This is a genomic window from Streptomyces sp. HUAS 15-9, assembly GCF_025642155.1.
GTDB lineage: Bacteria > Actinomycetota > Actinomycetes > Streptomycetales > Streptomycetaceae > Streptomyces.
Genome location: NZ_CP106798.1, coordinates 5298910 through 5324264 on the forward strand (window position 1 = coordinate 5298910; position 25355 = coordinate 5324264).

The 25355-nt window shown below is 72.8% G+C and carries 20 protein-coding genes and 1 pseudogene; 17 read left to right on the forward strand and 4 right to left on the reverse strand.

What is annotated here, in order from left to right; genetic code table 11:
- Positions 1–15: 15 nt before the first annotated feature.
- Positions 16–1371: an SWIM zinc finger family protein gene (locus N8I87_RS24560; RefSeq protein ID WP_263211781.1), complete on the reverse strand. Its 1356-nt coding sequence runs from the start codon at positions 1369–1371 to the stop codon at positions 16–18.
- A gap of 132 nt (positions 1372–1503) precedes the next feature.
- Between N8I87_RS24560 and N8I87_RS24565 the strand changes: the two genes are divergently transcribed.
- The 7 genes from N8I87_RS24565 to sucD all read left to right on the forward strand — a co-directional run bounded on the left by N8I87_RS24565 (position 1504) and on the right by sucD (position 11767).
- A complete protein-coding gene (locus N8I87_RS24565; protein WP_263211782.1) occupies positions 1504–2661 on the forward strand; it encodes an ATP-binding protein in 1158 nt (385 codons plus the stop codon).
- On the forward strand, positions 2658–5111 hold the full coding sequence (locus N8I87_RS24570; RefSeq protein WP_263211784.1) for a DUF5682 family protein: 2454 nt from the start codon (positions 2658–2660) through the stop codon (positions 5109–5111). Before N8I87_RS24565 ends, N8I87_RS24570 begins: the two co-directional genes overlap by 4 nt.
- On the forward strand, positions 5108–6286 hold the full coding sequence (locus N8I87_RS24575) for a VWA domain-containing protein (protein WP_263211785.1): 1179 nt from the start codon (positions 5108–5110) through the stop codon (positions 6284–6286). Before N8I87_RS24570 ends, N8I87_RS24575 begins: the two co-directional genes overlap by 4 nt.
- Before the next feature lie 140 nt (positions 6287–6426).
- Positions 6427–7383, forward strand: a complete 957-nt coding sequence (locus N8I87_RS24580) for a hypothetical protein (RefSeq protein ID WP_263211787.1) — start codon at positions 6427–6429, stop codon at positions 7381–7383.
- 175 nt (positions 7384–7558) lie between these two features.
- On the forward strand, positions 7559–9256 hold the full coding sequence (locus N8I87_RS24585) for a hypothetical protein (RefSeq protein WP_263211789.1): 1698 nt from the start codon (positions 7559–7561) through the stop codon (positions 9254–9256).
- Between the two features lie 419 nt (positions 9257–9675).
- Entirely contained in the window at positions 9676–10854 is a 1179-nt protein-coding gene (gene sucC, locus N8I87_RS24590; protein WP_263211790.1) for an ADP-forming succinate--CoA ligase subunit beta, read from the forward strand.
- 28 nt (positions 10855–10882) lie between these two features.
- Complete coding sequence (sucD, locus tag N8I87_RS24595) at positions 10883–11767, forward strand: succinate--CoA ligase subunit alpha (RefSeq protein WP_263211792.1); 885 nt, start codon at positions 10883–10885, stop codon at positions 11765–11767.
- Between the two features lie 120 nt (positions 11768–11887).
- On the opposite strand, the gene N8I87_RS24600 is transcribed toward sucD, so the two are convergent.
- Positions 11888–12949, reverse strand: a complete 1062-nt coding sequence (locus N8I87_RS24600; RefSeq protein WP_263211794.1) for a helix-turn-helix domain-containing protein — start codon at positions 12947–12949, stop codon at positions 11888–11890.
- 261 nt (positions 12950–13210) lie between these two features.
- Between N8I87_RS24600 and N8I87_RS44760 the strand changes: the two are divergent.
- A pseudogene (locus tag N8I87_RS44760) lies at positions 13211–14065 on the forward strand (cell division protein PerM); the annotation flags it as partial.
- A gap of 29 nt (positions 14066–14094) precedes the next feature.
- Complete coding sequence (locus tag N8I87_RS44765; protein ID WP_317633574.1) at positions 14095–14748, forward strand: cell division protein PerM; 654 nt, start codon at positions 14095–14097, stop codon at positions 14746–14748.
- A 21-nt stretch (positions 14749–14769) separates the two neighbouring features.
- Here N8I87_RS44765 and N8I87_RS24610 read toward each other — a convergent pair whose 3' ends face one another.
- Positions 14770–15549 carry a hypothetical protein gene (locus N8I87_RS24610; RefSeq protein ID WP_263211796.1) on the reverse strand — a complete coding sequence of 260 codons (780 nt, stop codon included), beginning with the start codon at positions 15547–15549 and terminating at the stop codon, positions 14770–14772.
- 295 nt (positions 15550–15844) lie between these two features.
- Here N8I87_RS24610 and purN point away from each other — a divergent pair, with 295 nt between their 5' ends.
- Both purN and purH read left to right on the forward strand, forming a co-directional pair.
- On the forward strand, positions 15845–16474 hold the full coding sequence (gene purN / locus N8I87_RS24615; RefSeq protein ID WP_263211797.1) for a phosphoribosylglycinamide formyltransferase: 630 nt from the start codon (positions 15845–15847) through the stop codon (positions 16472–16474).
- A complete protein-coding gene (purH, locus tag N8I87_RS24620) occupies positions 16471–18045 on the forward strand; it encodes a bifunctional phosphoribosylaminoimidazolecarboxamide formyltransferase/IMP cyclohydrolase (RefSeq protein WP_263211799.1) in 1575 nt (524 codons plus the stop codon). The genes purN and purH overlap by 4 nt, the downstream gene beginning before the upstream one ends.
- Positions 18046–18147: 102 nt before the next feature.
- Here purH and N8I87_RS24625 read toward each other — a convergent pair whose 3' ends face one another.
- Positions 18148–18798 carry a hypothetical protein gene (locus N8I87_RS24625; RefSeq protein WP_263211801.1) on the reverse strand — a complete coding sequence of 217 codons (651 nt, stop codon included), beginning with the start codon at positions 18796–18798 and terminating at the stop codon, positions 18148–18150.
- Positions 18799–19045: 247 nt separating this feature from the next.
- Here N8I87_RS24625 and N8I87_RS24630 point away from each other — a divergent pair, with 247 nt between their 5' ends.
- The 6 genes from N8I87_RS24630 (at position 19046) to N8I87_RS24655 (ending at position 25345) form a co-directional block, all read left to right on the forward strand.
- The gene (locus tag N8I87_RS24630) at positions 19046–19900 is read left to right on the forward strand and encodes a bifunctional methylenetetrahydrofolate dehydrogenase/methenyltetrahydrofolate cyclohydrolase (protein WP_263211803.1); all 855 of its coding nucleotides are present in this window, start codon (positions 19046–19048) and stop codon (positions 19898–19900) included.
- Positions 19890–20369, forward strand: a complete 480-nt coding sequence (locus N8I87_RS24635; RefSeq protein ID WP_263211805.1) for a DUF3017 domain-containing protein — start codon at positions 19890–19892, stop codon at positions 20367–20369. The genes N8I87_RS24630 and N8I87_RS24635 overlap by 11 nt, the downstream gene beginning before the upstream one ends.
- Before the next feature lie 322 nt (positions 20370–20691).
- A complete protein-coding gene (locus N8I87_RS24640; protein WP_263211807.1) occupies positions 20692–21171 on the forward strand; it encodes a helix-turn-helix domain-containing protein in 480 nt (159 codons plus the stop codon).
- Positions 21172–21468: 297 nt separating this feature from the next.
- Positions 21469–22686 (forward strand): helix-turn-helix domain-containing protein, encoded by a 1218-nt coding sequence (locus tag N8I87_RS24645; protein WP_263211808.1) that lies wholly within the window; start codon positions 21469–21471, stop codon positions 22684–22686.
- A 396-nt stretch (positions 22687–23082) separates the two neighbouring features.
- The gene (locus N8I87_RS24650) at positions 23083–24072 is read left to right on the forward strand and encodes a malate dehydrogenase (RefSeq protein WP_263211810.1); all 990 of its coding nucleotides are present in this window, start codon (positions 23083–23085) and stop codon (positions 24070–24072) included.
- Between the two features lie 145 nt (positions 24073–24217).
- On the forward strand, positions 24218–25345 hold the full coding sequence (locus N8I87_RS24655; protein ID WP_263211812.1) for a serine/threonine kinase C-terminal domain-containing protein: 1128 nt from the start codon (positions 24218–24220) through the stop codon (positions 25343–25345).
- The last annotated feature ends 10 nt before the right edge of the window (positions 25346–25355 follow it).

A 25355-nucleotide genomic window follows, 5' to 3' on the forward strand; every position in this document is an offset into this window, starting at 1 on the left:
CGGTGCCGGGCCCCCTCAGCACAGCGGCACCGCCTCTCCCGTTCCCTGCGCCCATGCCGTGAGCGGAGTGAAACCGCGGTGGCCGCACTCGCCGAAGACCTTGACCGGCGCGCCGCCGGAGAGGGCGACGAGCCGCCACAGGCCCGGGCGGGAACGGGCGGCCGGGCTGAGCGGCAGCGCCGAGCCCCCGTCGGCGTCGGCCAGTTGCCAGGAGTCGCCGTCCGGGACCGGTACGACGTGGTCCAGCGTCACCGGGACCGCGTCCAGCCACGGGTCCTCACGCAGCGCCTCCCCGTACCGGGCGGCCGCCCGAGCGGTCGTCACCCCCGGGGGCCGTATCGCGGCCGGCGCGGGCGGGGCGAACTGCTCGCCCAGCGCCGCCCGCAGCTGCCCCGCACCGGGATAGGCGGACACCTCGGCCTCCAGGGCCAGCCCGACCGGCAGCGCCAGCTCCGGAGCCCGGCCGGCCGCGCCGTAGGAGAGAAGCAGACGGATACGGTCCGACTGGGCGCCGTACAGCCAGATCCGGCGCGTGGTCAGTTTCGCGTCCGCCGTGTCGTACTGGGCGAGGACCAGCCAGCGGTCGCGCATCGGCGGGCCGTCCGCCGAGGCGGGCAGGCCGACGCGGGAACGCACCGTCGCCGCGAGGCCGTCCGGGAGCCGCTCACGGCGCAGCCAGCCCTGGTCGAGCAGATGCAGCAGCGCGCACTCCTCCAGCAGCCGCACCGGCCAGCCCGGCCCGGACCCCGGAATCGCCCCCAACTCCCTCACCCGCGCGGCCAGTCCCGGCGCCTGCGCGTCGACCATACGGGCCGCGGTCTCCTCCCACAGCCCGTACCCCGCCTGCTCCGCCGAGGCCAGGCCGCCGCGCAGCAGATCCGCCAGGCGCTGCTCCAGCTCGGTCGCCCCCGCCGTGACCCGCTCGGCCCGGCGCTCGGCCCGGCGCCGCGCCGCCTCGGGATCGGCGGACCCGGACCCGGAACCCCCACCGCCCGACTCCCTTTTCTCCTGCGCGCGTTTCTTCCGGCCCTCGATCCACTGCTCCGCCCAGTCCGGCGCCTTCGCCGTCGGCATCGCACCGTCCCCGCCCGCCCACAGCAGCAGCAGTCCGATCGCGTGCTTGCACGGGAACTTACGGCTGGGACACGAGCACTTGTATGCCGGACCCGCCACCTCCGCTATGTCGACGACTGTCTGATACGGCTTGCTGCCGCTGCCCTTGCACAGCCCCCACACCGTCCCCTCGTCGGAACTCCCCGCCTCGGACCACGTCCCGGCCGTGCCGAGTTTGCTTCCCGCTTTGCGTGACGCGACGTCAGGCGCCAGTGCCAGCACCTGGTCCGCGGTCCAGCGCACCCCCTGCTGAGTCATGCCATCGAAGGTAGATCCCACCACTGACAATCGGCCCTGTCGTGGCGTTTTCGCAGGTCGGAACGGATTGTCAGTGGCGTGGTGCACGGTTGGTGACAGACCGAACCGGCCGAGCTGGAGGGGGCCTCAGCCATGACTGTGTCCGTGGAAGCAACATCCGTACAGGCAGCCGAAGCAGCCGATGCGGCCGAAGCACTCGTGAAGGAACCGGCCGAGGCGCTGCGACCGCACGCCGAGGACGCGTTCGCCGCCGAACTCGCCGCGCTGGCCGCCCAGGACGACCGCCCGCGCCCGGCCCGCTGGAAGCTGTCGCCGTGGGCGGTGGCGACATATCTGCTCGGCGGCACGCTGCCGGACGGCACGGTGATCACACCGAAGTACGTGGGCCCCCGCCGCATCGTCGAGGTCGCGGTCACCACACTCGCCACCGACCGCGCGCTGCTCCTGCTCGGCGTGCCCGGCACGGCCAAGACCTGGGTGTCGGAACATCTGGCCGCCGCCGTCAGCGGCGACTCGACGCTCCTGGTGCAGGGCACGGCCGGCACCCCGGAGGAGGCGATCCGCTACGGCTGGAACTACGCGCAGCTGCTCGCCCACGGCCCCAGCCGCGACGCGCTCGTGCCCAGCCCCGTCATGCGGGCCATGGCCGAAGGCATGACGGCCCGCGTGGAGGAACTGACCCGCATCCCGGCCGATGTCCAGGACACGCTGATCACCATCCTGTCCGAGAAGACCCTGCCGATCCCGGAGCTGGGCCAGGAGGCGCAGGCGGTGCGCGGCTTCAATCTGATCGCCACGGCCAACGACCGCGACCGCGGGGTCAACGACCTGTCCAGCGCCCTGCGCCGCCGCTTCAACACGGTGGTGCTGCCGCTGCCGGAGAGCGCCGACGCCGAGGTCGACATCGTCTCGCGCCGTGTCGACCAGATCGGCCGCTCCCTCGATCTGCCGGCCGTGCCCGACGGCATGGACGAGATCCGCCGGGTGGTGACCGTCTTCCGCGAGCTGCGCGACGGCGTCACCACCGACGGCCGTACCAAGCTGAAGTCGCCCAGCGGCACGCTGTCCACGGCCGAGGCGATCTCGGTCGTCACCAACGGCCTCGCGCTGGCCGCCCACTTCGGCGACGGCGTGCTGCGGTCGGCCGATGTCGCCGCGGGCATCCTCGGCGCCGTCGTCCGCGACCCGGCGGCCGACCGGGTCGTGTGGCAGGAGTACCTGGAGACGGTCGTGCGCGAGCGCGACGGCTGGAAGGACTTCTACCGGGCCTGCCGGGAGGTGAGCGCGTGAGCGGGTCCGAGTGGGGGCGGGCGTTCGACTCCGGGCCGCTGCTGCTCGGGGTGCGGCACCACGGCCCCGGGTCGGCACGGGCCGTGCGGGCCGCGCTGGACGCGGCACGGCCGCAGGTGGTGCTGCTGGAGGGGCCGCCCGAGGCCGACGCGCTGATCCCGCTGGCCGCCGACGAGAACATGCGCCCTCCGGTCGCGCTCCTCGCGCACGCCGTGGAGGAGCCCGGACGTTCGGCCTTCTGGCCGCTGGCCGAGTTCTCCCCCGAGTGGGTGGCGATCCGCTGGGCGCTGGAACACGGGGTCCCGGCCCGCTTCATCGACCTGCCGGCCACGCACACGCTGGCGTGGGGGAGCGAGGAGGGGGAGCCCCCCGGGGCCGGGGGCGGGGGCGATACCGGGGCTGATACCGATGGTGATGCCGATGCCGCCGACGGGCCTGCGCCGGTGCCGGATGTCCGCGTCGACCCGATCGCCGTACTCGCCGAGACCGCAGGCTACGACGATCCCGAGCGCTGGTGGGAGGATGTGGTCGAACACCGGGGCGAGCAACTGGGCGTGGCACTCGCGCCGTTCGCCGCGCTCGAGGAGGCCATGGGGGCGCTGCGGGAGACGTACGGTGCCGGCGGGCACAGGCGGGACCGTGTGCGCGAGGCCTGTATGCGGCTCCAACTACGGGCAGCTCAGCGTGAGTTCACCGACGCCGTGGCTGTGGTGTGCGGCGCCTGGCACGTGCCCGCCCTGCGGCAGAAGGCCTCCGTCGCGGCCGACCGGGCACTGCTGAAGGGGCTGCCCAAGGCCAAGGTGGACATGACCTGGGTGCCGTGGACGCACCGCAGGCTGTCCCGGTCCAGCGGGTACGGGGCGGGCATCGCCTCACCGGGCTGGTACGGGCATCTGTTCGGCGCGCCGGACCGGCCGGTGGAGCGGTGGCTGACCAAGGTGGCCGGGCTGCTGCGCGAGGAGGACCGGATCGTGTCCTCGGCGCATGTCATCGAGGCGGTGCGGCTGGCGGAGACGCTCGCCGCGATGCGGGGCCGCCCGCTGGCCGGGCTGAGCGAGACGACCGACGCCGTGCGTGCGGTGATGTGCGACGGCTCCGACGTACCGCTGGCGCTGGTGCACGACCGGCTGGTGGTGGGTGACCTGCTGGGCGAGGTGCCCGACACGGCGCCCGCGGTGCCGTTGCAGCGGGACCTGGCCCGGCTGCAGCGCCGGCTGCGGCTCAAACCGGAGGCGCTGGAGCGGGAGTCGGAGCTCGACCTGCGCAAGGAGACCGACGCCGGACGCAGTCGGCTGTTGCACCGGCTGCGGCTGCTGGGTGTCGGATGGGGTGAGCCCAGGGAGTCGCGGGGCAGTACGGGCACGTTCCGGGAGACCTGGCGGCTGCGCTGGGAGCCGGAGCTGTCGGTGCGGGTCGCCGAAGCCGGGGTCTGGGGCACGACGGTGCTCGGCGCCGCGACCGCCAAGGCCGAGGCGGACGCCGTGGCCGCGGAGTCCCTCGCCGAGGTCACCGCGCTCGCCGAACGCTGTCTGCTCGCCGAACTGCCGGACGCGCTCCCCGTGGTGATGCGGGTGCTCGCCGACCGCGCGGCCCTCGACGCCGACGTCGGCCACCTCGCCCAGGCGCTCCCCGCCCTGGTCCGCTCCCTGCGCTACGGCGACGTGCGCGGCACCGACACGCGGGCCCTCGCCGAGGTCGCCGCAGGCCTCGCCGAGCGGATCTTCGTCGGCCTGCCCCCGGCCTGCGCAGCCCTGGACGCGGACGCGGCCGAGGAGATGCGCCGGCATCTGGACGAGGTGCACGGGGCGGTGGGCCTGCTGGGGGAGGCCTCCGCCGACGGCCGCGAGGGCGCGCCCGCCCCCGGAGCCGGTGACCTGCGCGCCCGCTGGCGCTCGGTGCTGCGCGTCCTGTCCGGGCGCGACACCGTGCCCGGGGTCATCCGGGGGCGGGCCGTGCGGCTGCTGCTGGACGAGGGGGAGCTGGGCCAGGACGAGGCGGCGCGGCTGATGGGGCTCGTACTGTCCCCGGGGACACCGCCGCCGGACGCGGCCGCGTGGATCGAGGGCTTCGTCGGCGGCGGGGGCGGGATGCTGCTGGTCCACGACGAGCGGCTGCTCGGCCTGGTCGACGCCTGGCTCACCGGGGTGCCGACGGAGGCGTTCACGGACGTGCTACCGCTGCTGCGGCGGACGTTCTCGGCGTACGAGCCGGGGGTGCGCAGAACCCTGGGCGAGCTGGTGCGACGCGGTCCGGGTGCGCGGGGGAGCGCGGCGTCCGGCCGTGGGGCCGGCATACCGGGCTTCGACCCGGAGCCGGACGCCGAGCGCGCCGACGCCGTACTGCCCCTCGTCCGGCTGCTGCTCGGCCTGGACGAGGAGGAAAAGGCCAGGGAGGAGAAGGCCGAGCGGGAGAAGGCCGACGACAACTGCTTCGTGGGGGTGGGCACATGACGACCGAGCCGACAGCGGTGGACACCGCCGACCTGGCACCGGAGCGGCTGCGGCGCTGGCGGCTGGTGCTCGGGGGCGACACGGCCGACGGAACCGGCTGCGCGCTGTCCGGGCAGGACGCCGCGATGGACGGAGCGCTCGCCGCGCTCTACGGCAAGGGGGACAAACCGCAGTCGGGGCGGGACCGTTCGGCCGGGCTCGGGGCGTCGGCGCCGTCGGTGGCGCGCTGGCTCGGGGACATCCGGACCTACTTCCCCTCCTCGGTCGTCCAGGTGATGCAGCGGGACGCCATCGACCGGCTCGGCCTTGCCTCCCTGCTCCTCGAGCCGGAGATGCTGGAGGCGGTGGAGGCCGATGTGCACCTGGTCGGCACGCTGCTCTCGCTCAACAAGGCGATGGCGGAGACCACCAAGGAGACGGCACGGGCGGTCGTGTGCAAGGTCGTCGAGGACCTGGAGAAGCGGCTCGTCACCCGTACCCGGGCCACCCTCACCGGCGCCCTCGACCGCAGCGCCCGGGTCAACCGGCCGCGCCACCACGACATCGACTGGAACCGCACGATCGCGGCCAACCTCAAGCACTACCTGCCCGAGTACCGCACGGTCGTGCCGGAGCGGCTGATCGGATACGGACGTGCGGCCCAGTCCGTGAAGAAGGAGGTCATCCTCTGCGTCGACCAGTCGGGGTCGATGGCGGCGTCCGTCGTCTACGCGTCCGTGTTCGGCGCGGTGCTCGCCTCCATGCGGTCGATCAGCACCCGGCTCGTGGTCTTCGACACGGCCGTGGTCGACCTCACCGACCAGCTCGACGACCCCGTCGACGTCCTCTTCGGCACCCAGCTCGGCGGCGGCACGGACATCAACCGGGCGCTGGCGTACTGCCAGTCGCAGATCACCCGGCCCGCCGAGACGGTGGTGGTGCTCATCAGCGACCTGTACGAGGGAGGGATACGGAACGAGATGCTGAAGCGGGTCGCGGCGATGAAGGCGTCGGGGGTGCAGTTCGTCACGCTGCTCGCTCTGTCGGACGAAGGGGCGCCCGCCTACGACCGCGAGCACGCGGCCGCGCTCGCCGCCCTGGGGGCACCGGCCTTCGCCTGTACGCCCGATCTGTTCCCGGACGTGATGGCGGCGGCGATCGAGAAGCGTCCCCTTCCGATACCGGACACCGTGTGACGCCGGGCGGGAAAAGGGACATGAGTACCCATCGGTAACGGGGGGCTTGCGCAACCTCGGGCGTGCCGTGCGAGGATCGGGCTCGCCCGCGATGTGCCAACTCGTCACGTGTTCCGCCGCACGGGAGGACCCGTCCCCTCTTGACCTCACCAGCAGTCCAGCCCGTCACCGGCGTGCGCGTGTTGCGCACGGCGGCGGGACGACGTGCCCTGCAACTGGGGCTGCTGATGGCCGGTCTGTTCGCGCTCGGACTCCTCTGCGGGGAGCGGGCGCACGCCGCGGAAGGGACACCGCCGGGTACTTCGGCAGCCTCCGTCACCTCGGCCGCCTCCACCGCGTCGGTCGCGCCCGTGTCGTCGGTGGTGACGGACGTGACGGACGCAGCACAGGCCGCTCCGTGGAAGGCGGCGACGAAGAGTGTCGTCGGGGCAGTTGCCGCCTCGGTCACCACCCCGGTCACCGCTTCGGTCGAGCACACCGGTCGCCGAGTGGCGGCCGCCGTGCCCACGGTGGACCAGGGCGCGGTCGCGTCCGTGACCCGTCGGGCCACGCGGCCGGTCGGGGACCTGGTCGGGGCCGTGACGCGGCAACTGGGCACGGTACGCGGCAAACTGCCGGCGCTGCCCGCGTCGCCCTCGCTGCCCGGGCTCCCCGGAATGTCCGAGCTGCCCGGCCGGTTGCTGCCGGCGCCGGTCACCTCGGCACCCGGGACGACGCATGACGGCGCGGCTCGGCCGGCGGCCGTCTCTGGTGAGGACGTCCGGGGCACAACGGCCCGTACGCCGAAGCCCGTGAGGAGCGGCGCGTACGGTCCGGACCTCAGCGCCGCCACCCCCGCACCACGTTCCGTGGTGCACGCCGACGGCCGTCGTGCCGCGGCCCCCGGCACCGCCCCGAGCAGCCCCGCGCCGACCGGCGACCAGGGTGGCGCGCCGGGCAGGTCGGCGGTCGACAACGGCTCCCCGAGGCACGGTGACGCAAACGCCGTCACCCTGAACGACCGGGCGCCCTTGCGGCTCGCGCCCGGTGCCGCCGCGCGCGTCGACGCGGCCGGGACCCGGGACAGGCACCGGGACATTCCCGTCTTCCCCGGCTAGGACACCACGGCCACCTGCCCGCCGTGGACCTGTCGCGCGGGGGCGGAACAGGTCTGCCCGACCGTCCGGACACCCCTCCGAGCTCCGGACGGCCCAAGTCCCAGTCGCACTTCCGACGTCCTCGCAGCCCCTGCGGCTGTGACGTCCGGGAATCCCTTAAGGATCTGACGCACGCATGAACAAGAACATCCGCCGTTCCATCGTCATAGCCGCCGGAGTGACCGGCGCGTGGGCGCTCGGCTCGACCGTGGCCAGCGCCGACGAGCTGCCCGCCTCGTCCCTGTCCGTCTCCGACACGACGTCCGGCCTCACCGGCACGGCCGACGGTGTCGTGTCCGACGTGCAGGACACGGTCACCGGTGTCACCGACGGCGTGACCACGACGGCCCAGAACACGACCGCGAACACCACCGCCAAGGCGAAGTCCACCGTGTCCGACACCCGCAGCAAGACGGCCGCCACCGCCGACCAGGCCCGCCGCTACGTGGAGGCCAAGGTCCCGGCCGCCGCCAAGGTCAGGGGCGGCCAGGCCATCAACGGCGCACGTGCCGCCCGTGCCGCGCAGGCCGCGACTCACCTGACCCACCACGTGGCCGCAGAGGCGAGTGCGGAGGCGACCGCCACCGTCTCCCACGCGTCCTCCCCGCACGACGAGATCGACTACCTGTTCGGCCCGCTCTCCTCCTTCGCCCCCGAGGTGGAGGAGGCCCTGGCCGCCGCCCAGACCAAGCTCCAGGCCACCCAGGCGGCCGCCCGCGGCCAGGTCCAGGGCGTCGATGGCGCCGTACGGACGAAGGCCGAGCGGACGGTCGCCGCCGCGGGCCGCACGGGCCAGGGCGCGCTCGCCGGCGTCCAGGGCCGGGCCGCCGACGCCACGGCCGCCGCCCAGGCCTCCGTGTCCAACGTGCCCGCGCACCTCACCGGCACCGTGACGGCCGTGCCCGGCACGGTCACCCCGGTCGCGTACGAGGCGGCCGCCGAGGCCGTCCCGCCGGTCGCCGCCGGTGCCGTGCACGGAGCCGTCCCGGTCGCCGGGCATGCCGTCCAGGGCGTCCAGCCGGTCGCCGGGGGCGCGGTCACGGGCGTGCAGGGCGTGGCCACGGGCGCGGTGAACGGCGTGACGCCGGTGGTCACCGATGCCGTGCACGGGGTGACGCCCGTCGCCGGGGGCGCCGTCAACGGCGTGCGGGGTGTCGCCGCGGGTGCCGTGGCGGAGGTGCGGCCGGTCGTCGGCGGGGTTGTCGCCGACGTGCCGCCGTACGCCACCGGTGTGGTCGCCCAGGACGGTACGCAGGCCGTGCTGCCGCCCGTCGCCGGTACCGCCGTGCACGGGGTCGTGCCGGTCGCCGGGCAGGCGGTGGTGGACGCCCAGTCGCTCGCGTACGGAGTCGTGGGCGACGTCCACCCCTTCGCGGACGGCGTCGTCGGCGCCGTACCGCCGCTCGCGCACGGTGTGACCGGGCAGGTGGCCCCCTTCGCGCAGGGCGTGGCCCAGGAGGCCCCGCCGTTCGCGTACGGGGTGACCGGTGCCGCGCGGCCCGTCGTCGACACCGTCACCCGGACGGCGCAGCCGGTCGCGGGCAGCACCACGACGCTGGCGTACGGCGTGACGGGCGAGGTCGCCCCGTTCGCGCACGGTGTCGCCGGTGAGGCCGATCCGTTCGCTCAGGGTGTCGCCCAGCAGGTCGCGCCCTTCGCGCAGGACCTGGCCGGCGGCACTGTCCATGCCGCCGCCCCGCTCGCCGGGCACGCCGTGAACGGCACGGCGGGTGTCGCCGATTCCGTGGCCCCGTCTCAGGTCCGGCACACGGGGTACATGAACACCCTGCACAACCCGCACAACATGCACGACGGGCGCACCCAGGGCATCTGAGGCGCCCCGTTCCGACCGGCTCCGTGGGGAGGGAGGTATCGGACGGCCGAATGCCATCGGCGCGTCCGGCCGACACCTCACGGATGGGGTCGGTCGGTCCCCATTGGGGTGGGGATCAGCCGCCCCGGGCCCTTCCGGGCCGCTCCAGAGGCCTCACCGGGTCAACCCCAGCCCGGTGAGGCCTCGCCGTTTCGGCACGCCGTGCCAGCAATCCCGGCATCATGTGACAGGTATCACCGCTCACGTGTGACCCGCGATTTAGAGGCCTTACGCAAGCAGAGATAACCTGCGAGACGGACATGCCGCGCGCTCGGACACCGTGTGCGCCCCCCTAGTGACACATGCGGACGTCACGTTGCCCTTCGCGGCACGCCCACGCATCCAACGAACCGCGAGATCACTGATAGGGACGGAAGCGCGTGGACCTGTTCGAGTACCAGGCGAGGGACCTCTTCGCCAAGCACGATGTACCGGTGCTGGCCGGTGAAGTCATCGACACGCCTGAGGCGGCGCGCGCGATCACTGAGCGGCTGGGCGGCAAGTCGGTCGTCAAGGCGCAGGTGAAGGTCGGTGGTCGTGGCAAGGCCGGTGGCGTCAAGCTGGCCGCCTCCGCGGACGAGGCCGTCGCCCGCGCGACGGACATCCTCGGCATGGACATCAAGGGCCACACGGTCCACAAGGTCATGATCGCGGAGACCGCTCCGGAGATCCTCGAGGAGTACTACGTCTCCTTCCTCCTCGACCGTGCCAACCGCACCTTCCTCTCCATCGCCTCCGTCGAGGGCGGCATGGAGATCGAGGAGGTGGCGGCCACCCGTCCGGAGGCCGTCGCCAAGACCGCGATCGACCCGATCGACGGTGTGGACGAGGCCAAGGCCCGCGAGATCGTCGCGGCCGCCAAGTTCCCGGCCGAGGTCGCAGACAAGGTCGCGAACGTCCTCGTCACGCTGTGGGACACCTTCATCAAGTCGGACGCCCTCCTCGTCGAGGTCAACCCGCTCGCGAAGGTCGCCTCCGGTGAGGTCATCGCCCTGGACGGCAAGGTGTCGCTCGACGACAACGCCGAGTTCCGCCACGACTGGGACGAGCTGCACGACAAGGCCGCGGCCAACCCGCTGGAGGCCGCCGCCAAGGAGAAGAACCTCAACTACGTCAAGCTCGACGGTGAGGTCGGCATCATCGGCAACGGCGCGGGTCTCGTGATGAGCACCCTGGACGTCGTCGCCTACGCCGGTGAGAACCACGGTGGCGTCAAGCCCGCCAACTTCCTGGACATCGGCGGTGGCGCCTCCGCCCAGGTCATGGCGAACGGCCTGGAGATCATCCTCGGCGACCCGGACGTCAAGTCGGTCTTCGTCAACGTCTTCGGCGGCATCACCGCCTGTGACGAGGTCGCCAACGGCATCGTGCAGGCCCTGAAGCTCCTCGAGGACCGGGGCGAAGAGGTCACCAAGCCGCTCGTCGTCCGCCTCGACGGCAACAACGCCGAGCTGGGCCGGCAGATCCTCACGGACGCCAACCACCCGCTGGTGCGGCGCGTCGACACCATGGACGGCGCGGCGGACAAGGCCGCCGAGCTGGCCCACGCCGCCAAGTAAGCACTCAGGACGAGGACACCAACACACCATGGCTATCTGGCTCAACAAGGACAGCAAGGTCATCGTCCAGGGCATGACCGGCGCCACGGGCATGAAGCACACCAAGCTCATGCTGGGCGACGGCACCCACGTCGTGGGCGGCGTGAACCCGCGCAAGGCGGGTCAGACCGTCGACTTCGACGGCACCGAGGTACCCGTGTTCGGCACGGTCGCCGAGGCCATCGAGAAGACCGGCGCCAACGTCTCCGTCATCTTCGTGCCGGAGAAGTTCACCAAGGACGCGGTCGTCGAGGCCATCGACGCCGAGATCCCGCTGGCCGTCGTGATCACCGAGGGCATCGCCGTGCACGACACGGCGTCCTTCTGGGCGTACGCCGGCAAGAAGGGCAACAAGACCCGCATCATCGGCCCGAACTGCCCCGGCATCATCACCCCGGGTCAGTCGAACGTCGGCATCATCCCGGGCGACATCACCAAGCCGGGCCGCATCGGCCTGGTCTCGAAGTCCGGCACGCTGACGTACCAGATGATGTACGAGCTCCGTGACATCGGCTTCTCGACGGCCGTCGGCATCGGTGGCGACCCGATCATCGGCACCACGCACATCGACGCCCTGGCCGCCTTCCAGGACGACCCCGACACCGACCTGATCGTCATGATCGGCGAGATCGGCGGCGACGCCGAGGAGCGGGCCGCGGCCTTCATCAAGGAGAACGTGACCAAGCCGGTCGTCGGCTACGTCGCGGGCTTCACCGCCCCCGAGGGCAAGACCATGGGCCACGCCGGCGCCATCGTCTCCGGTTCGTCCGGCACCGCCCAGGCGAAGAAGGAGGCCCTCGAGGCCGCCGGCGTCAAGGTCGGCAAGACGCCGACCGAGACGGCGAAGCTCGCCCGCGAGATCCTGAACGGCTGACACCGCTGAACAGCTGAGACGGCTGAACAGCTGTCACGGCTGACACCGCGGATCACAGCTGGAAGGGCCCGCACCCTCACAGGGGGTGCGGGCCCTTCCGCGTGCCGGGTGCGCACGGGCTCACCGGGGCAGTGGCAGCACCCTCTCCGGTCCGCGCGCCGCCGCCGACCGCAGCTTCGCCCGCAGCTTCAGCTCGGCGCCGGACAGCGGACCCAGCGCGGCCTTCGGCGGAACCCCGCGAACCGCCTGTGCCGGGGCGATCGGTGCCTCGTACCGGGTCGGCGCGGTGCGCAGCGTGAGTGAGGTCGCGCCGATGATGGCGACCGTGAAGGCGATGGCGGCCCGGGTCCAGAACCGGGTCCTTTGTTCGCCGACGGTCCGTACCGTCGTCGGCTGTGGCGCCCGCAGCCGTTCCGTGGAGGCGAGTTCGGCCAGCCGCCGGTGGAGCGCGACGGGGTCCGACAGTTCGGGAAGGTGCTCGGCCAGCGCGGCGCGCGCGTGGGTGAGCCGGTTCGCCGCCGCCGGTGTGCTCGCCTCCGTCTCCGCCGCCGTCTCCGGCAGGTTGAGGCCGACGCCGTCGTAGAGCAGGAGCGTGCGGCGGTACGACGGCGGGAGTTTCAGGAGCGCGCGCAGCAAGGTGCGGTCGGCGGCGTCGGCGGGCGGTGGTTCGGGGTGCCGGTAGCGCGGGCGGAAGGAGTGCCAGGGGGAGAGGGCGTACTCGTACGCCGTCGCCCGCACCCAGCCCGCCGGATCGCGGTCCTGGGCCACCTGCGGCCATTGCTGCCAGGCGCGTTGGAAGGCGCGCTCCACGGACTCCCGGGCCAGCTCGCGCCGCCCGGTGAGCAGGTACGTCTGGCGTACCAGGGCGGGGGCGCAGAACTCGTACAGGGCGTCGAATGCCTGTGCGGGCGTCAGGGAGGGGGCGGCCGGTGCGGGGATCACGGGCTGGGGCGCGGTGTCATCCACGGCGTCCGCCGCGCCCGCCGCGAGTGACGCCAGCAGTTGGGCGTACGCCTCCCGTCTCTCTGCCTTCGGGGTGGTACGGCCGGTCTCCCACGCGCGTACGGTCGCGCGGCTGACGCCGATCCGCTCGGCGACCTGAACCTGCGTCAGCGACCGGGACTCGCGCAGGCGTCGGCGTTCCTTGGGCGGTGGCAGCGGGCTCTCGGGACTCTGTGTCACGGTTCGCCCCTTCGTACGAAAAAGTACATAAACATATATTGAGCGACACTTCGGGCGTTCGCCCGTTACGCCGGAAAAGCGCGTGTCGTTGGGAGCATGGCGGTCGTGCCCCGGATGACCGCTCGCCAGATGACCGCCCGCCGACTGTCGTTGTCACCCCTGCTCACCCGGCTGCGCGACCGGTCCCCGGGACTGGGCGCGAGCGTCCTCGAAGGCGCGCTCGCGGCCGGGCTCGGGCTCGGTTCGTTCGCCGTGCCCGTGATGGTGCTGTGGATCAGCTCGCCCTACCCCGACAGCGGGCCGGGCAGCGCCCTGCACATCGCCGGCGCGCTGTGGCTCCTCGCGCACGGAGTCGAGCTGGTGCGCGTCGAGACGCTCTCCGGCGCCCCCGCGCCCCTGGGCGTCACCCCGCTGCTGCTCCTGGTGCTGCCGGTGCTGCTGGTGTACCGGGCGGCACGGGACGTGGTGGACGCGCCCGTCGAACCCGAGGGGCCACCGCCGATCGACGCGCGGACCGCGTGGGCGGGCGTCGTCCTCGGCTATGTCGCCGTCGGAGTCTGCGCCGCGCTGTACACCTCCGGCGGCGCGCTGCGGCCCCAGTGGGGGTGGGTGGCGGTGTGCCTGCCGCTCGTCGCGACGGGGGCGGCGGGCGCGGGGGTGTGGACGGCGTACGGCCGTCCCCGCGAGCCCCTGCTGAGCGCGCTGGTGCTGCTGCCGGGGGTGCTGCGCCGGCGGCTCCTGGGTCCGGTCGGCCGGGCGGGTCTGGTCGCGGCCGTGCGGGCCGCCGGTGCCGGGACGGTGGTGCTCTTCTGCGGCGGGGCGCTGCTGCTCCTGGTGTCGCTGGTGGGGCACGGCGGGCCGGCGCGCGCGTCCTTCGGTCAGCTGACGGAGGGCTGGTCGGGGCAGTTCGCCGTCCTGCTGCTGTGCGCGGCCCTGGCTCCCAACGCGGCGGTGTGGTCGGCGGCCTATGCCCTCGGCCCCGGCTTCGCGCTCGGGACCGGGCACCTGGTGAACCCGCTCGCCTCGCATCCCGCGCCGCTGCTGCCGCCGTTCCCGTTGCTGGCGGCGGTGCCGGTGGCGGGCGCCGGCACGCCGCTGAACTGGGCGGCCGGGGTGGTGCCGGTGGTGGCGGGGGTGACGGTGGCGTGCATCACGGTGCGCGTGGCCGTGCGGCGGGCGGAGCCGGGGGCGGCACGGGGAAGGCGTGGCGCCGGGTGCCGGGCTGGTCGGCGGCGCGGACCGCCGGGGCGGCGGTGCTGGCGGCCGGGGCGTGCGCGCTCGTGTTCGCGACGCTCGCCGAGCTCTCGGGCGGGCCGCTCGGGGTCGCCGCGCTCACCCGGTTCGGTCCGGTGTGGTGGCAGGCGGGGCTCGCCACGGCGGCCTGGATCACGGTCGTCGCCGTTCCGGTGGTGCTGGGGCTGCGGGCCTGGCGGCTGCGGGGCCTGCGGTCCCGGGAGCAGGGGGATGTGCCGGTCGTCTCGGCCGGGAGGCTGCCGACGCAGCCCGTGTCGCCTCCCGCGCTCGAGCCGGACGTGGAAGACGTGTACGACGCGAAGGACGGGCTCGGCACGAAGGGCGCGCTCGGCGCGAGGGATGCGTACGACGCGGAGGGCGCGTACGACGAGGAGGACGCGTACGACTTCCTGCCCGTCGACGACACGGAGGCCGCATACGGCTTCCTGCCGGTCGGCGACCCGCCGAGCCTCTCCTGGCACGACGACACGGCACGCGCGGCGCGCTGGGCGGCCCTCAAGGAGGCATCGGCCCAACCGGACACCCCGGACGCGGACAGCGCGTGAGGGGCCCGGCGCCAGGAGGTGTCAGCCCTTGCCGGTCCCCAGCAGCCCGCGCAGCTCGTGCGGCAGCAACTGGTCGCAGGACTGCTTGGCCTGGTTGGTGAGGGCGTCGTTCACACACGTGTAGTAGTCGCGGTAGACCAGCTGGGCCGTGAAGGTCGCCGCGACCAGGGCGAGCGCCAGGGACGCCGTGACCAGGCCGCTGGCGGCCGCCGTGGTCTGGGGGCGGCCGGTCTGCTCGGCCGCGGGGGTGTCCGGGTTCGGGGTGCGGGGCTTGGCGCGCAGCGCGCTCACACCCCAGTAGATGGCCAGGGAGCCGAGCAGCAGGGCCACGTAGGGCCAGCTGAAGAGGGCGAAGAAGAAAGCCCACATGCCGCACAGGAGGGCGTAACGGGCCCGGCGCTGGGCGGGGTCCGTGGGGTCCCAGCGCATGCCCGGCCCCGGACCCTGGCCGGGGCCGCCGCCCTGGTCCTCGGGACCGCCTCCGGGGCGCTCGCCGAAACCGCCGGGGGAGCGGCCCGGCTGGCGGTCGCTCCACTCGTTGCCCCAGGGCGAGTCGTGTTCGTCGGAGGATCCCGGCGCCGGGCGCCGCGGCTGCCACAAGCGGTCCGGGGTGCCCTCCGGCGGTGGCGCGAACGGGTTGTCGTCCTGCGGTGTGCCGCCCTGCCCGTCGCCTTCGCCGTTCTCCCGGCCCGAGGGTGCCTCGGGGGGCGAGGCCGGCCGCTCGCGCAGCAGGGCGCCACGCACCCCTCCCAGCGCCGACTGCGGGGGGAACGTGAGAAGTCGCAGGCTGCGGTCCGGCATCAAGTGAGCGTCTTCCCCTAGATGAATACGGCTGGTACGACCCGTCTGACGTGAGCTGTCACTGGGTGAACGCGCCGCACGGCGACCGCGTTCCCGAGCCCGCTCCCTCCCAGACGCTACCTTCCGGCCACGCACCCGTCCCGTGGGGGCCCGTTCCGTGTGCCGGTATCGTTGCTGACGGTCGGCCGCTTCGTAGACTTCCCCGTATCCAGGAACGCGAAGCATTCGTACGAATGCACAAATGATCGTACGCTCCCGGCCCCCGTAAGACGCTCCCCCGAGAAAGGGCCCCACCGTGGCCGCCAAGCCCGTGGCCAAGCGCCTCGTCGTGCTGGTCTCCGGATCCGGCACCAATCTGCAGGCGCTCCTCGACGAGATCTCGCGCACCGGAAGCGAGGCCTACGGCGCGCAGATCGTCGCCGTCGGCGCCGACCGCGACGGCATCGAGGGGCTGGCGCGGGCCGAGAGGGCCGGGCTGCCGACCTTCGTGCGGAAGGTGAGGGACTACGGGACGCGCGAGGAGTGGGACGCCGCGCTCACCGAGGCCGTCAGCGCCTACGAGCCCGACCTGGTCGTCTCCGCCGGGTTCATGAAGATCGTGGGCAAGGAGTTCCTCGCGCGCTTCGGCGGGCGGTTCGTCAACACCCACCCGGCTCTCCTCCCCAGTTTTCCCGGGGCCCACGGCGTACGGGACGCGCTCGCGTACGGCGCCAGGGTCACCGGCTGCACCGTCCACTTCGTCGACGACGGCGTCGACACCGGGCCGATCATCGCTCAGGGCGTGGTGGAGGTCCGGGACGAGGACGACGAGAGCGCTCTGCACGAGCGCATCAAGGAAGTCGAGCGAAGGCTGCTCGTCGAGGTCGTGGGGCGGATCGCCCGCAACGGCTATCGCATTGAGGGACGAAAGGTAGTTATCCAGTGACCGCCACCGCCGAGAGCACCAAGCGGCCCATCCGCCGCGCGCTCGTCAGCGTCTACGACAAGACCGGACTCGAAGAGCTCGCCCGCGGGCTGCACGAGGCCGGTGTCGCACTCGTCTCCACCGGCTCCACCGCCTCCCGTATCGCCGCCGCCGGCGTCCCCGTCACCAAGGTCGAGGAGCTCACCGGCTTCCCCGAGTGCCTGGACGGCCGGGTCAAGACCCTGCACCCGAAGGTCCACGCGGGCATCCTCGCCGACCTGCGCCTCGACAGCCACCGCGAGCAGCTCGCCGAGCTGGGCGTCGAGCCGTTCGACCTGGTCGTCGTCAACCTCTACCCGTTCCGGGAGACCGTCGCCTCCGGCGCCTCGCCCGACGAGTGCGTCGAGCAGATCGACATCGGCGGGCCGTCGATGGTCCGCGCCGCCGCCAAGAACCACCCGTCCGTGGCCGTGGTCACCAGCCCCGCCCGGTACGCCGACGTCCTCGCGGCGGTCAAGGAGGGCGGCTTCGACCTCGCCACCCGCAAGCGGCTCGCCGCGGAGGCCTTCCAGCACACGGCGTCGTACGACGTGGCGGTCGCCTCCTGGTTCGCGTCCTCGTACGCCCCCGTCGACGAGTCGGCCTTCCCGGACTTCCTGGGTGCCACCTACGAGCGCAAGAACACCCTGCGCTACGGCGAGAACCCGCACCAGCCCGCCGCCCTCTACACCGGCGGCGGCCCGGCCGGCGGTCTCGCCGAGGCCGAGCAGTTGCACGGCAAGGAGATGTCGTACAACAACTACACGGACACGGACGCCGCGCGCCGTGCCGCGTACGACCACGACGAGCCGTGCGTCGCGATCATCAAGCACGCCAACCCCTGCGGGATCGCGATCGGCGCGGACGTCGCCGAGGCGCACCGCAAGGCGCACGCCTGCGACCCGCTGTCCGCGTTCGGCGGCGTGATCGCGGTCAACCGCCCGGTGTCGAAGGAGATGGCCGAGCAGGTCGCGGAGATCTTCACCGAGGTCATCGTCGCGCCCGACTACGAGGAGGGGGCCCTGGAGGCCCTCGCCAAGAAGAAGAACATCCGCGTCCTGAAGGCCCCGGACGGTCCCTGCAACCGGGTCGAGGCCAAGCACATCGACGGCGGAGTCCTCCTCCAGGTCACCGACCGCCTCCAGGCCGACGGCGACGACCCGGCCAACTGGACGCTGGCGACCGGCGAGGCGCTGTCCGCCGGGGAACTGGCCGAGCTCGCCTTCGCCTGGAAGGCCTGCCGGGCCGTCAAGTCCAACGCCATCCTGCTCGCCAAGGACGGCGCCTCGGTCGGCGTCGGCATGGGCCAGGTCAACCGGGTCGACTCCGCGAAGCTGGCCGTCGAGCGGGCCGGTGCCGAGCGCGCCCAGGGCTCCTACGCCGCCTCCGACGCGTTCTTCCCGTTCCCCGACGGCCTGGAGATCCTCACCGCGGCCGGCGTCAAGGCCGTGGCCCAGCCCGGCGGTTCGGTCCGCGACGAACTGGTCGTGGAGGCCGCGAAGAAGGCAGGCGTGACGATGTACTTCACGGGCACGCGCCACTTCTTCCACTGACCGCATCTCCTCCACTGAACACACGAGGGCCGTGTCCCCCCTGCCGGGCGGGACACGGCCCTCGACGGTGAACGGCGCGAGCCGCGCTGCCGGGCGGCGGGTTCAGTAGCGCGGGCGGGAGAACCAGGCCGTGCCGCTGGGGACGACCGGGGCCGCGGTGATGATGGCCGCGAAGACGACCCAGATGAGCGGGAAGATCACCGCGGAAGCGAGACCGGAGTCCAGGCCGGCGAAGAGCATGATCAGACCGACGATCCCGCCGAGCGCGCCGTAGACCACCGTGGTGATCCGCACGCCCTGGGCGCCCTTGCCGAACTTGACGCCGAGCGTGATGGACAGCGCTGCCAGGCCCAGGGCGATGAGCGCGAGGAACACGATCAGGCCCGCCGCCATGTGGCCGCCGTCGCCGATCGTGCCGAATGGGTTGTCGGATGATGAGGAGCTCAGCTCGTCCGCCTTGTCCGACACGTCGTTGACGAAGGCCGCGACGTAGAGCCAGGCGAGGCCGCCCAGGATCTGCACCGCGGAGATGATGTACAGGAACACCCGCGCCGTAACGAGCAGGCCCGGCATCGTCTGCGGCATCGCGTTGCCGCCGGGGTAGGCGGAGTAGGCGGGCTGCTGGGGGTAGCCGTAGCCCTGCGGCGGGACGCCGGGCTGCGGCGGACCCTGCTGGGGGTAGCCGTAGTTCGGCGCGGCCGGCGGTTGCTGAGGCGGCGGGCCGTAGGGGTTGTTCGGGTCGCCGAAGCTCATGGCGGTCTTTCCTCCGTTGCTCAGGTGCGGGGACGACACGCGCCACGGTGTGGAGGAGAGTTCTACAGATGCGGTCCGTCCCCCCGGTACTGCCCGCGGCACTGTGTGCTCATCGTTCTTTAGCAGGCTCTTACTTGTCCAGCCGCATTCGCCATATGTTGTGCAAGTGCAACATCATTGATCATGAGGTGTCCATGGTCCGGACCCGGATTGGAACCTGGGGCCCGTCATCCGCGAGGATGGGAACATGACCGCCCAGATTCTCGATGGCAAGGCCACCGCAGCCGCGATCAAGTCCGATCTGACCGCCCGCGTGGCGGCGCTGAAGGAGAAGGGCGTCACGCCCGGCCTCGGCACGATCCTGGTCGGGGACGACCCCGGCAGCCAGAAGTACGTCGCCGGCAAGCACCGCGACTGCGCGGAGGTCGGCATCGCCTCCATCCAGCGCGAGCTGCCGGACACGGCCACGCAGGAGGAGATCGAGGCGGTCGTACGCGAGCTGAACGGGGACCCGGCCTGCACCGGCTACATCGTCCAGCTGCCGCTGCCCAAGGGCATCGACGAGAACCGGATCCTGGAGCTGATGGACCCGGACAAGGACGCGGACGGCCTGCACCCGATGAACCTCGGCCGTCTCGTGCTCAACGAGCCGGCCCCGCTGCCCTGCACCCCGAACGGCGTGCTGACCCTGCTGCGCCGCTACGGCGTGGAGATCAAGGGCGCCGAGGTCGTGGTCGTCGGCCGCGGTGTCACCATCGGCCGCCCGATGCCGCTGCTGCTCACCCGGCGCAGCGAGAACGCGACCGTGACCCAGTGCCACACCGGCACCCGTGACCTCTCCGCCCACCTCAGGCGCGCGGACATCATCGTCGCGGCCGCCGGTTCCGCCCATCTGATCCGGCCCGAGGACGTCAAGCCGGGCGCGGCCGTCCTCGACGTCGGCGTCTCGCGCAGCGCCGAGGGCAAGATCGTGGGCGATGTCCACCCGGACGTGGCGAAGGTGGCCGGGTGGATCTCCCCGAACCCGGGCGGCGTGGGTCCGATGACCCGCGCGCAGCTGCTCGTCAACGTGGTCGAGGCGGCGGAGCGCAGTGCCGGCTGAGGACGATCACCGCACCCCCAAGGCTCCCGCGGACACGGAGCCGACGGTCCGTGACGCGATCAGCGCGCCGGACGCCGAGGGCCGGCCGAGGCGGATCACGCGCCGCTTCCCGCTGTTCACCCGGGACACCGCGCGTCCCGAGGGCGGCGGCCGGGCCGCTCCCGGCGACGCCCCGGCGCCCGCCCGCCAGTGGCCGATGCTCGTCGTGCTGTCCACGGTCGCCATCGGCCTGCTGCTGACCGCGCTCGACGTGTTCCGCTACGGGACCCTGCTGGTCGGCGCCGCCCTGCTGGCCGGTGCGGTGATGCGCTGGGTCCTGCCGAGCGTCGGCATGCTCGCCGTGCGCTCCCGCTTCACGGACGTCGTCACCTACGGTGTACTCGGCCTGGCGATCGTCATGCTGTCGCTGATGGTCCAGCGGGACATCCCGTTCCTGAAGGACATCCTGCACTTCACGCTGAAGAGCTAGGACGCTCTCACGACGCGACCGTGGCCCGCACCTCCCCCGAGGAGTGCGGGCCACGGTGGTTCTCGGGGCGGGCTCCCGGGAACGGAGCTCCGCAGCGGTGGCCCGCCCCCTCCCCCGAACGGGGACGGACCGCCGCCACGACCCACACTCCTGCAGTGGGAACGGCCTGTTCAACGCCTGTCAGTGCGCTGTGGCACGGAGGTGACCGTTCCGCTACGTGACCGGGCCCTGGTCACAGCCACGGGAACCGACGGGGCGCCCGTCATCGTCACCGGATCAGAGCGGGTGAACCGATGAGCCGAAGGATGCCGGGAGGTGCACGATGGGCGGCTGGCAGCCGCTGCCGGACGAACTCCCGCCGGAAGTACGGCACTTTGTCGAACATCTGCGGCTCCTCAAGGACAGCACCGGCCTCAGTCTGGTGGCGCTGGGCGCGCGCACCGCGTACAGCAAGTCCTCCTGGCAGCGCTACCTCAACGCGGTCCAGCCACCGCCCCGGCAGGCCGTCGAGGCGCTGTGCCGGGTCGCGGGCCTGGCCGGCGTGGACGCCGAACGGCACGTCGTGCGCTGGGAACTCGCCGTCAAGGCCTGGCCCCGCCCGGCGACGGCACCCGAGCGCTCCGGGCATTCCGGGGGACCCGACGGCGCCGAGGCGTACGAGGACGATCCGACGCTTCCCTGGTGGGACCGGCCGGAGGAGCGGCAGCCGCCCCGACCGGCCGGACGCCTGCTGCTGTCCGCGGTGTTACTCCTGCTCGTCCTGCTCCTCGTCGCGGTCGTGGGGGCCGTGGTCTTCGGCTGACCGCCGGCTGCAGGCTGTTGTCGCCGGCCGCTGACCCGAGCGCCCCAAGTCCGCACAATCGGGCTAACGTGTCCAATCGGGACGGTCCGGTGGACCGCGCGGTGGTCGGCGTGCAACGGTGCATGCCCAATGGGCCCGTTGCTCCCGTGCGCCCCCTTCCCGGGAACTGCGATCCTTAGGAGACGCATCCCCGTGGGTAGCCAGAACGGGGACCGGCGCAGAACACCACGCGCACACGGCACAGGGGAAGGCGCGCGGAACAGAACAGCACCAACAGGGGGGAAAGAGGGGGAAACGATGCCTCGTTGGAAAGCCTTGCCGGATGAACTCGATCCGCAGGTCAGGGAGTTCGCAAGCCAACTGCGGCGGCTCGTGGACCGCAGCGGGCTGAGCATCGCGGCGCTGGCCGACCGCACGGGCTACAGCAAGACGTCCTGGGAGCGTTATCTCAACGGCCGGCTGCTCGCGCCCAAGGGTGCGATCGTGGCGCTGGCCGAGGTCACCGGCACCAATCCCATTCACCTGACGACCATGTGGGAGCTCGCCGAGCGCGCCTGGAGCCGTTCGGAGAACCGCCACGACATGACCATGGAGGCGATCCGGATCTCCCAGGCGCGCGCCGCGCTCGGGGAGTTCGGCGGGCCTCCCACGGGCGCCAACGGAAACAAGACGGCCCGTAAGGGCGGCAGTGCGACGGTCAGCCCCGGGATCGCGGGACCGGCGGGCGTGTCCCCGACGATCCCGCCGATCCCGTCCCAGCCGACGGCACCCGACGCCGACGCCCGGGAGGAGGCCCAGAAGCCCTCCGCGCCGAGCGGCCCCAACTCCTGGGGCATCGCCGGGTACGAGGGCCCGTCGCAGGCGAGCCGTCGGCCCTCCGGCCAGGCGGCGAAGCCCGAGGCCGCGGGGCTGGCTCCGGCGCAGGCCTCCCCGGACGGCCCCGGCCGGACCCAGGCGGCTCCGGGCCCGTACGGCGAACCTCCCCAGGCTCCGCGCCCCGGCGGACCCACCGGCGCGGGGAGCGCGGGCAGGCGGCGGCTGACGATGTTCCTCGCGGGTGTCGTCGGCGCGGCCGTCGTCGTGGCCGCCGTCTTCTTCTTCACCAGGGGCGGCGACAAGAAGAACGAGGGCTCGCCCAAGTCGCCCTCCCCGTCCGCCAGCACCGACGCCAGCCTGCCCGCCGGGGTCAAGTGCAGCGGCGCGGGCTGCACCGGCAAGGACGCGGAGAGCATGGGGTGCAGCGGCGACCTGGTGACCACCGCCAGGTCCGTCGCCGTCGGCGCGGCCGTTCTCGAGGTCCGCTACAGCAAGACCTGTGGTGCGGCCTGGGGGCGGATCACCGGGGCCACGCAGGGGGACCAGGTCCGGGTCACCGTGGGCAAGGTCAAGGAGAGCGGTGACATCACCACTCCCGGTGACACCATCGCGTACACGCCGATGGTGGCCGTGAAGGACGCGGCCGAGGTGAAGGCGTGCGCCACGCTGGCGTCGGGACAGACGGGGTGCACCAAGTAGGGGCAGACGGGGTGCACCGAGCAGAGGGGCGGACGGGGGACGGCCGGAAAACGATCCCGTGAGACATGCATGGCCGGCCGGATCCTGGGCACGCGAACCGTACCCCCACGGGAGTCCGGAAACCGGTACCCCCAACCGGCGGCCGCCTTCGTCTCACCTCTCCCGGACGGGCGGCCGCCCCCTTTTGTCACTCTGTGGGACGGGCCACACCGACCCGGCCGTGCGGGATGCCGGAGGCGCGATAGCCTGACCGCTGGATCTCTCTTGACGCCAAGAGATCGATCATTCATACCCGTGATCGATCATCGCGGCGGGCACCCGGCCACAAGCCGGGGCGGGGATCCCGTACCCCAGGGGCAGGGACGCCCCACCGCCAGCTGTCATACGGAGAACGCCATGACCCGCACTCCCGTGAACGTCACCGTCACCGGCGCGGCCGGCCAGATCGGTTACGCCCTGCTCTTCCGCATCGCCTCCGGCCAGCTGCTCGGCGCGGACGTGCCGGTCAAGCTGCGCCTTCTGGAGATCACCCCGGCCCTGAAGGCCGCCGAGGGCACGGCCATGGAGCTGGACGACTGCGCGTTCCCGCTCCTGCAGGGCATCGAGATCAGCGACGACCCGAACGTCGCCTTCGACGGCGCCAACGTCGCCCTCCTCGTGGGCGCCCGCCCGCGCACCAAGGGCATGGAGCGCGGTGACCTGCTGGAGGCCAACGGCGGCATCTTCAAGCCGCAGGGCAAGGCCATCAACGACCACGCCGCGGACGACATCAAGGTCCTGGTCGTCGGCAACCCGGCCAACACCAACGCCCTGATCGCCCAGGCCGCAGCCCCGGACGTACCGGCCGAGCGCTTCACCGCGATGACCCGCCTGGACCACAACCGCGCGCTGACCCAGCTCGCGAAGAAGACGGGCACGACGGTCGCCGACATCAAGCGCCTGACCATCTGGGGCAACCACTCCGCCACCCAGTACCCCGACATCTTCCACGCCTCGGTCGCCGGCAAGAACGCCGCCGAGGTCGTGAACGACGAGAAGTGGCTGGCCGAGGACTTCATCCCCACCGTCGCCAAGCGTGGCGCCGCGATCATCGAGGCCCGTGGCGCCTCCTCCGCGGCCTCCGCCGCCAACGCCGCGATCGACCACGTGTACACCTGGGTCAACGGCACGGCCGAGGGCGACTGGACCTCCATGGGCATCCCGTCGGACGGTTCCTACGGCGTCCCGGAGGGCCTGATCTCCTCCTTCCCGGTCACCACCAAGGACGGCAAGTACGAGATCGTCCAGGGCCTGGACATCAACGAGTTCTCCCGCGCCCGTATCGACGCCTCCGTCCAGGAGCTCGCGGAGGAGCGCGAGGCGGTCCGCTCCCTCGGCCTCATCTGAGCCGACCGGCAGACCGTCCCTGTCACGAGTTCTGTCACGAGCCCGCACGGGCCCTGTTCCGGTTTTCTGCCGGAACGGGGCCCGCGCCCGTTTTCGCCGCTACCGTCAAGAGCGGTACGCGGCACGGTGATTCGGGGGGCTCGCGATGAGCGAATGGGACAGCGGCGGTCAGGACGGCCACAGCGCGGGTTCGGGGCCGGAGCACGAGCCGAGCGAGGAGAGGGGCCAGGCCGCGTGGTCCGCGCCCGAGCCGGACTCGCCGCCCCCGTGGGCGTCGGCCCAGACACGTACGGCCTCGGCGCCGCCCCCGTGGGCCGGCCCGCGCCCGGACGACGAGGCGGCCCGCGCGGCGGCCGACCGTCGTCACAGTGACCGCCGGGGTGACACCCCACCCCCGCCGCCACCCCCGTGGGCGTCCGCCGAGACGCAGGTCGGCACGCCGGCGCCCCCGTTCCGCACGCCGCCCCACATGGCACCGCAGATGCCGCCGCAGCCGCAGGCACCGCACCAGCCCCAGCAACCCCAGCCCTGGGCCCCGTCCTTCCCGGCCCACCCCTACACCCCGCCCGGCACCCCGCGGCGCGGCCCCGGCCTTGTGCTCCTCGTGCTCGCCGTCATCGTCGTCGCCGCGGGATCCGCCCTCGGCGTCTGGTTCCTCAACCGCGACGACGGCACCGGAGCAGGGGCGAGCCCTTCCACGAGCGTGTCCGCCGGAGCCTCGACGCCAAAGACCTCGCTCCCGTCACAGACCCCCGAGAGCCCGCAGGAGACCCCGAAGGAAACCCCGTCGGCCTCGACGCTCGCCTCTCCGCCCGCCGCCGGCTACCGCACCGCCCGGGACCCGGTCGGCTACACGCTCAACGTGCCCGACGGCTGGACCCGTCGGCAGAAGCAGGGCGAGAAGGCCGCGGTGGTCTTCTACGACTCGCCGTCCGACGGCCGCCAGCTGCAGATCTTCGAGCTGTCGGAGTCGACCCCGGCCGAGTCCCTGGACCTGGCGGAGAACGACTCCACCTACGGCTACTCCAAGCAGCCCGGCTACCAGGCGGGCGACCGCACCTCGGGCGACACCTGGGTCGAGCTGTCGTACCGCTACGACGACAAGGACAAGGGCGCCCGCCAGGTCATCGACCACCGCTTCCAGGCGGCCGACGGCACGCTCTACGCGATCCGCTCCAGCGGCCCCGAGGAGCTGTCCGCCGACCGGATCCGCGAGCCGCTCGCCGCGGCCGTGGCGTCCTTCTGCCCGACGAACTCCCGGTGCGGCCAGTGATTCCGGCTCC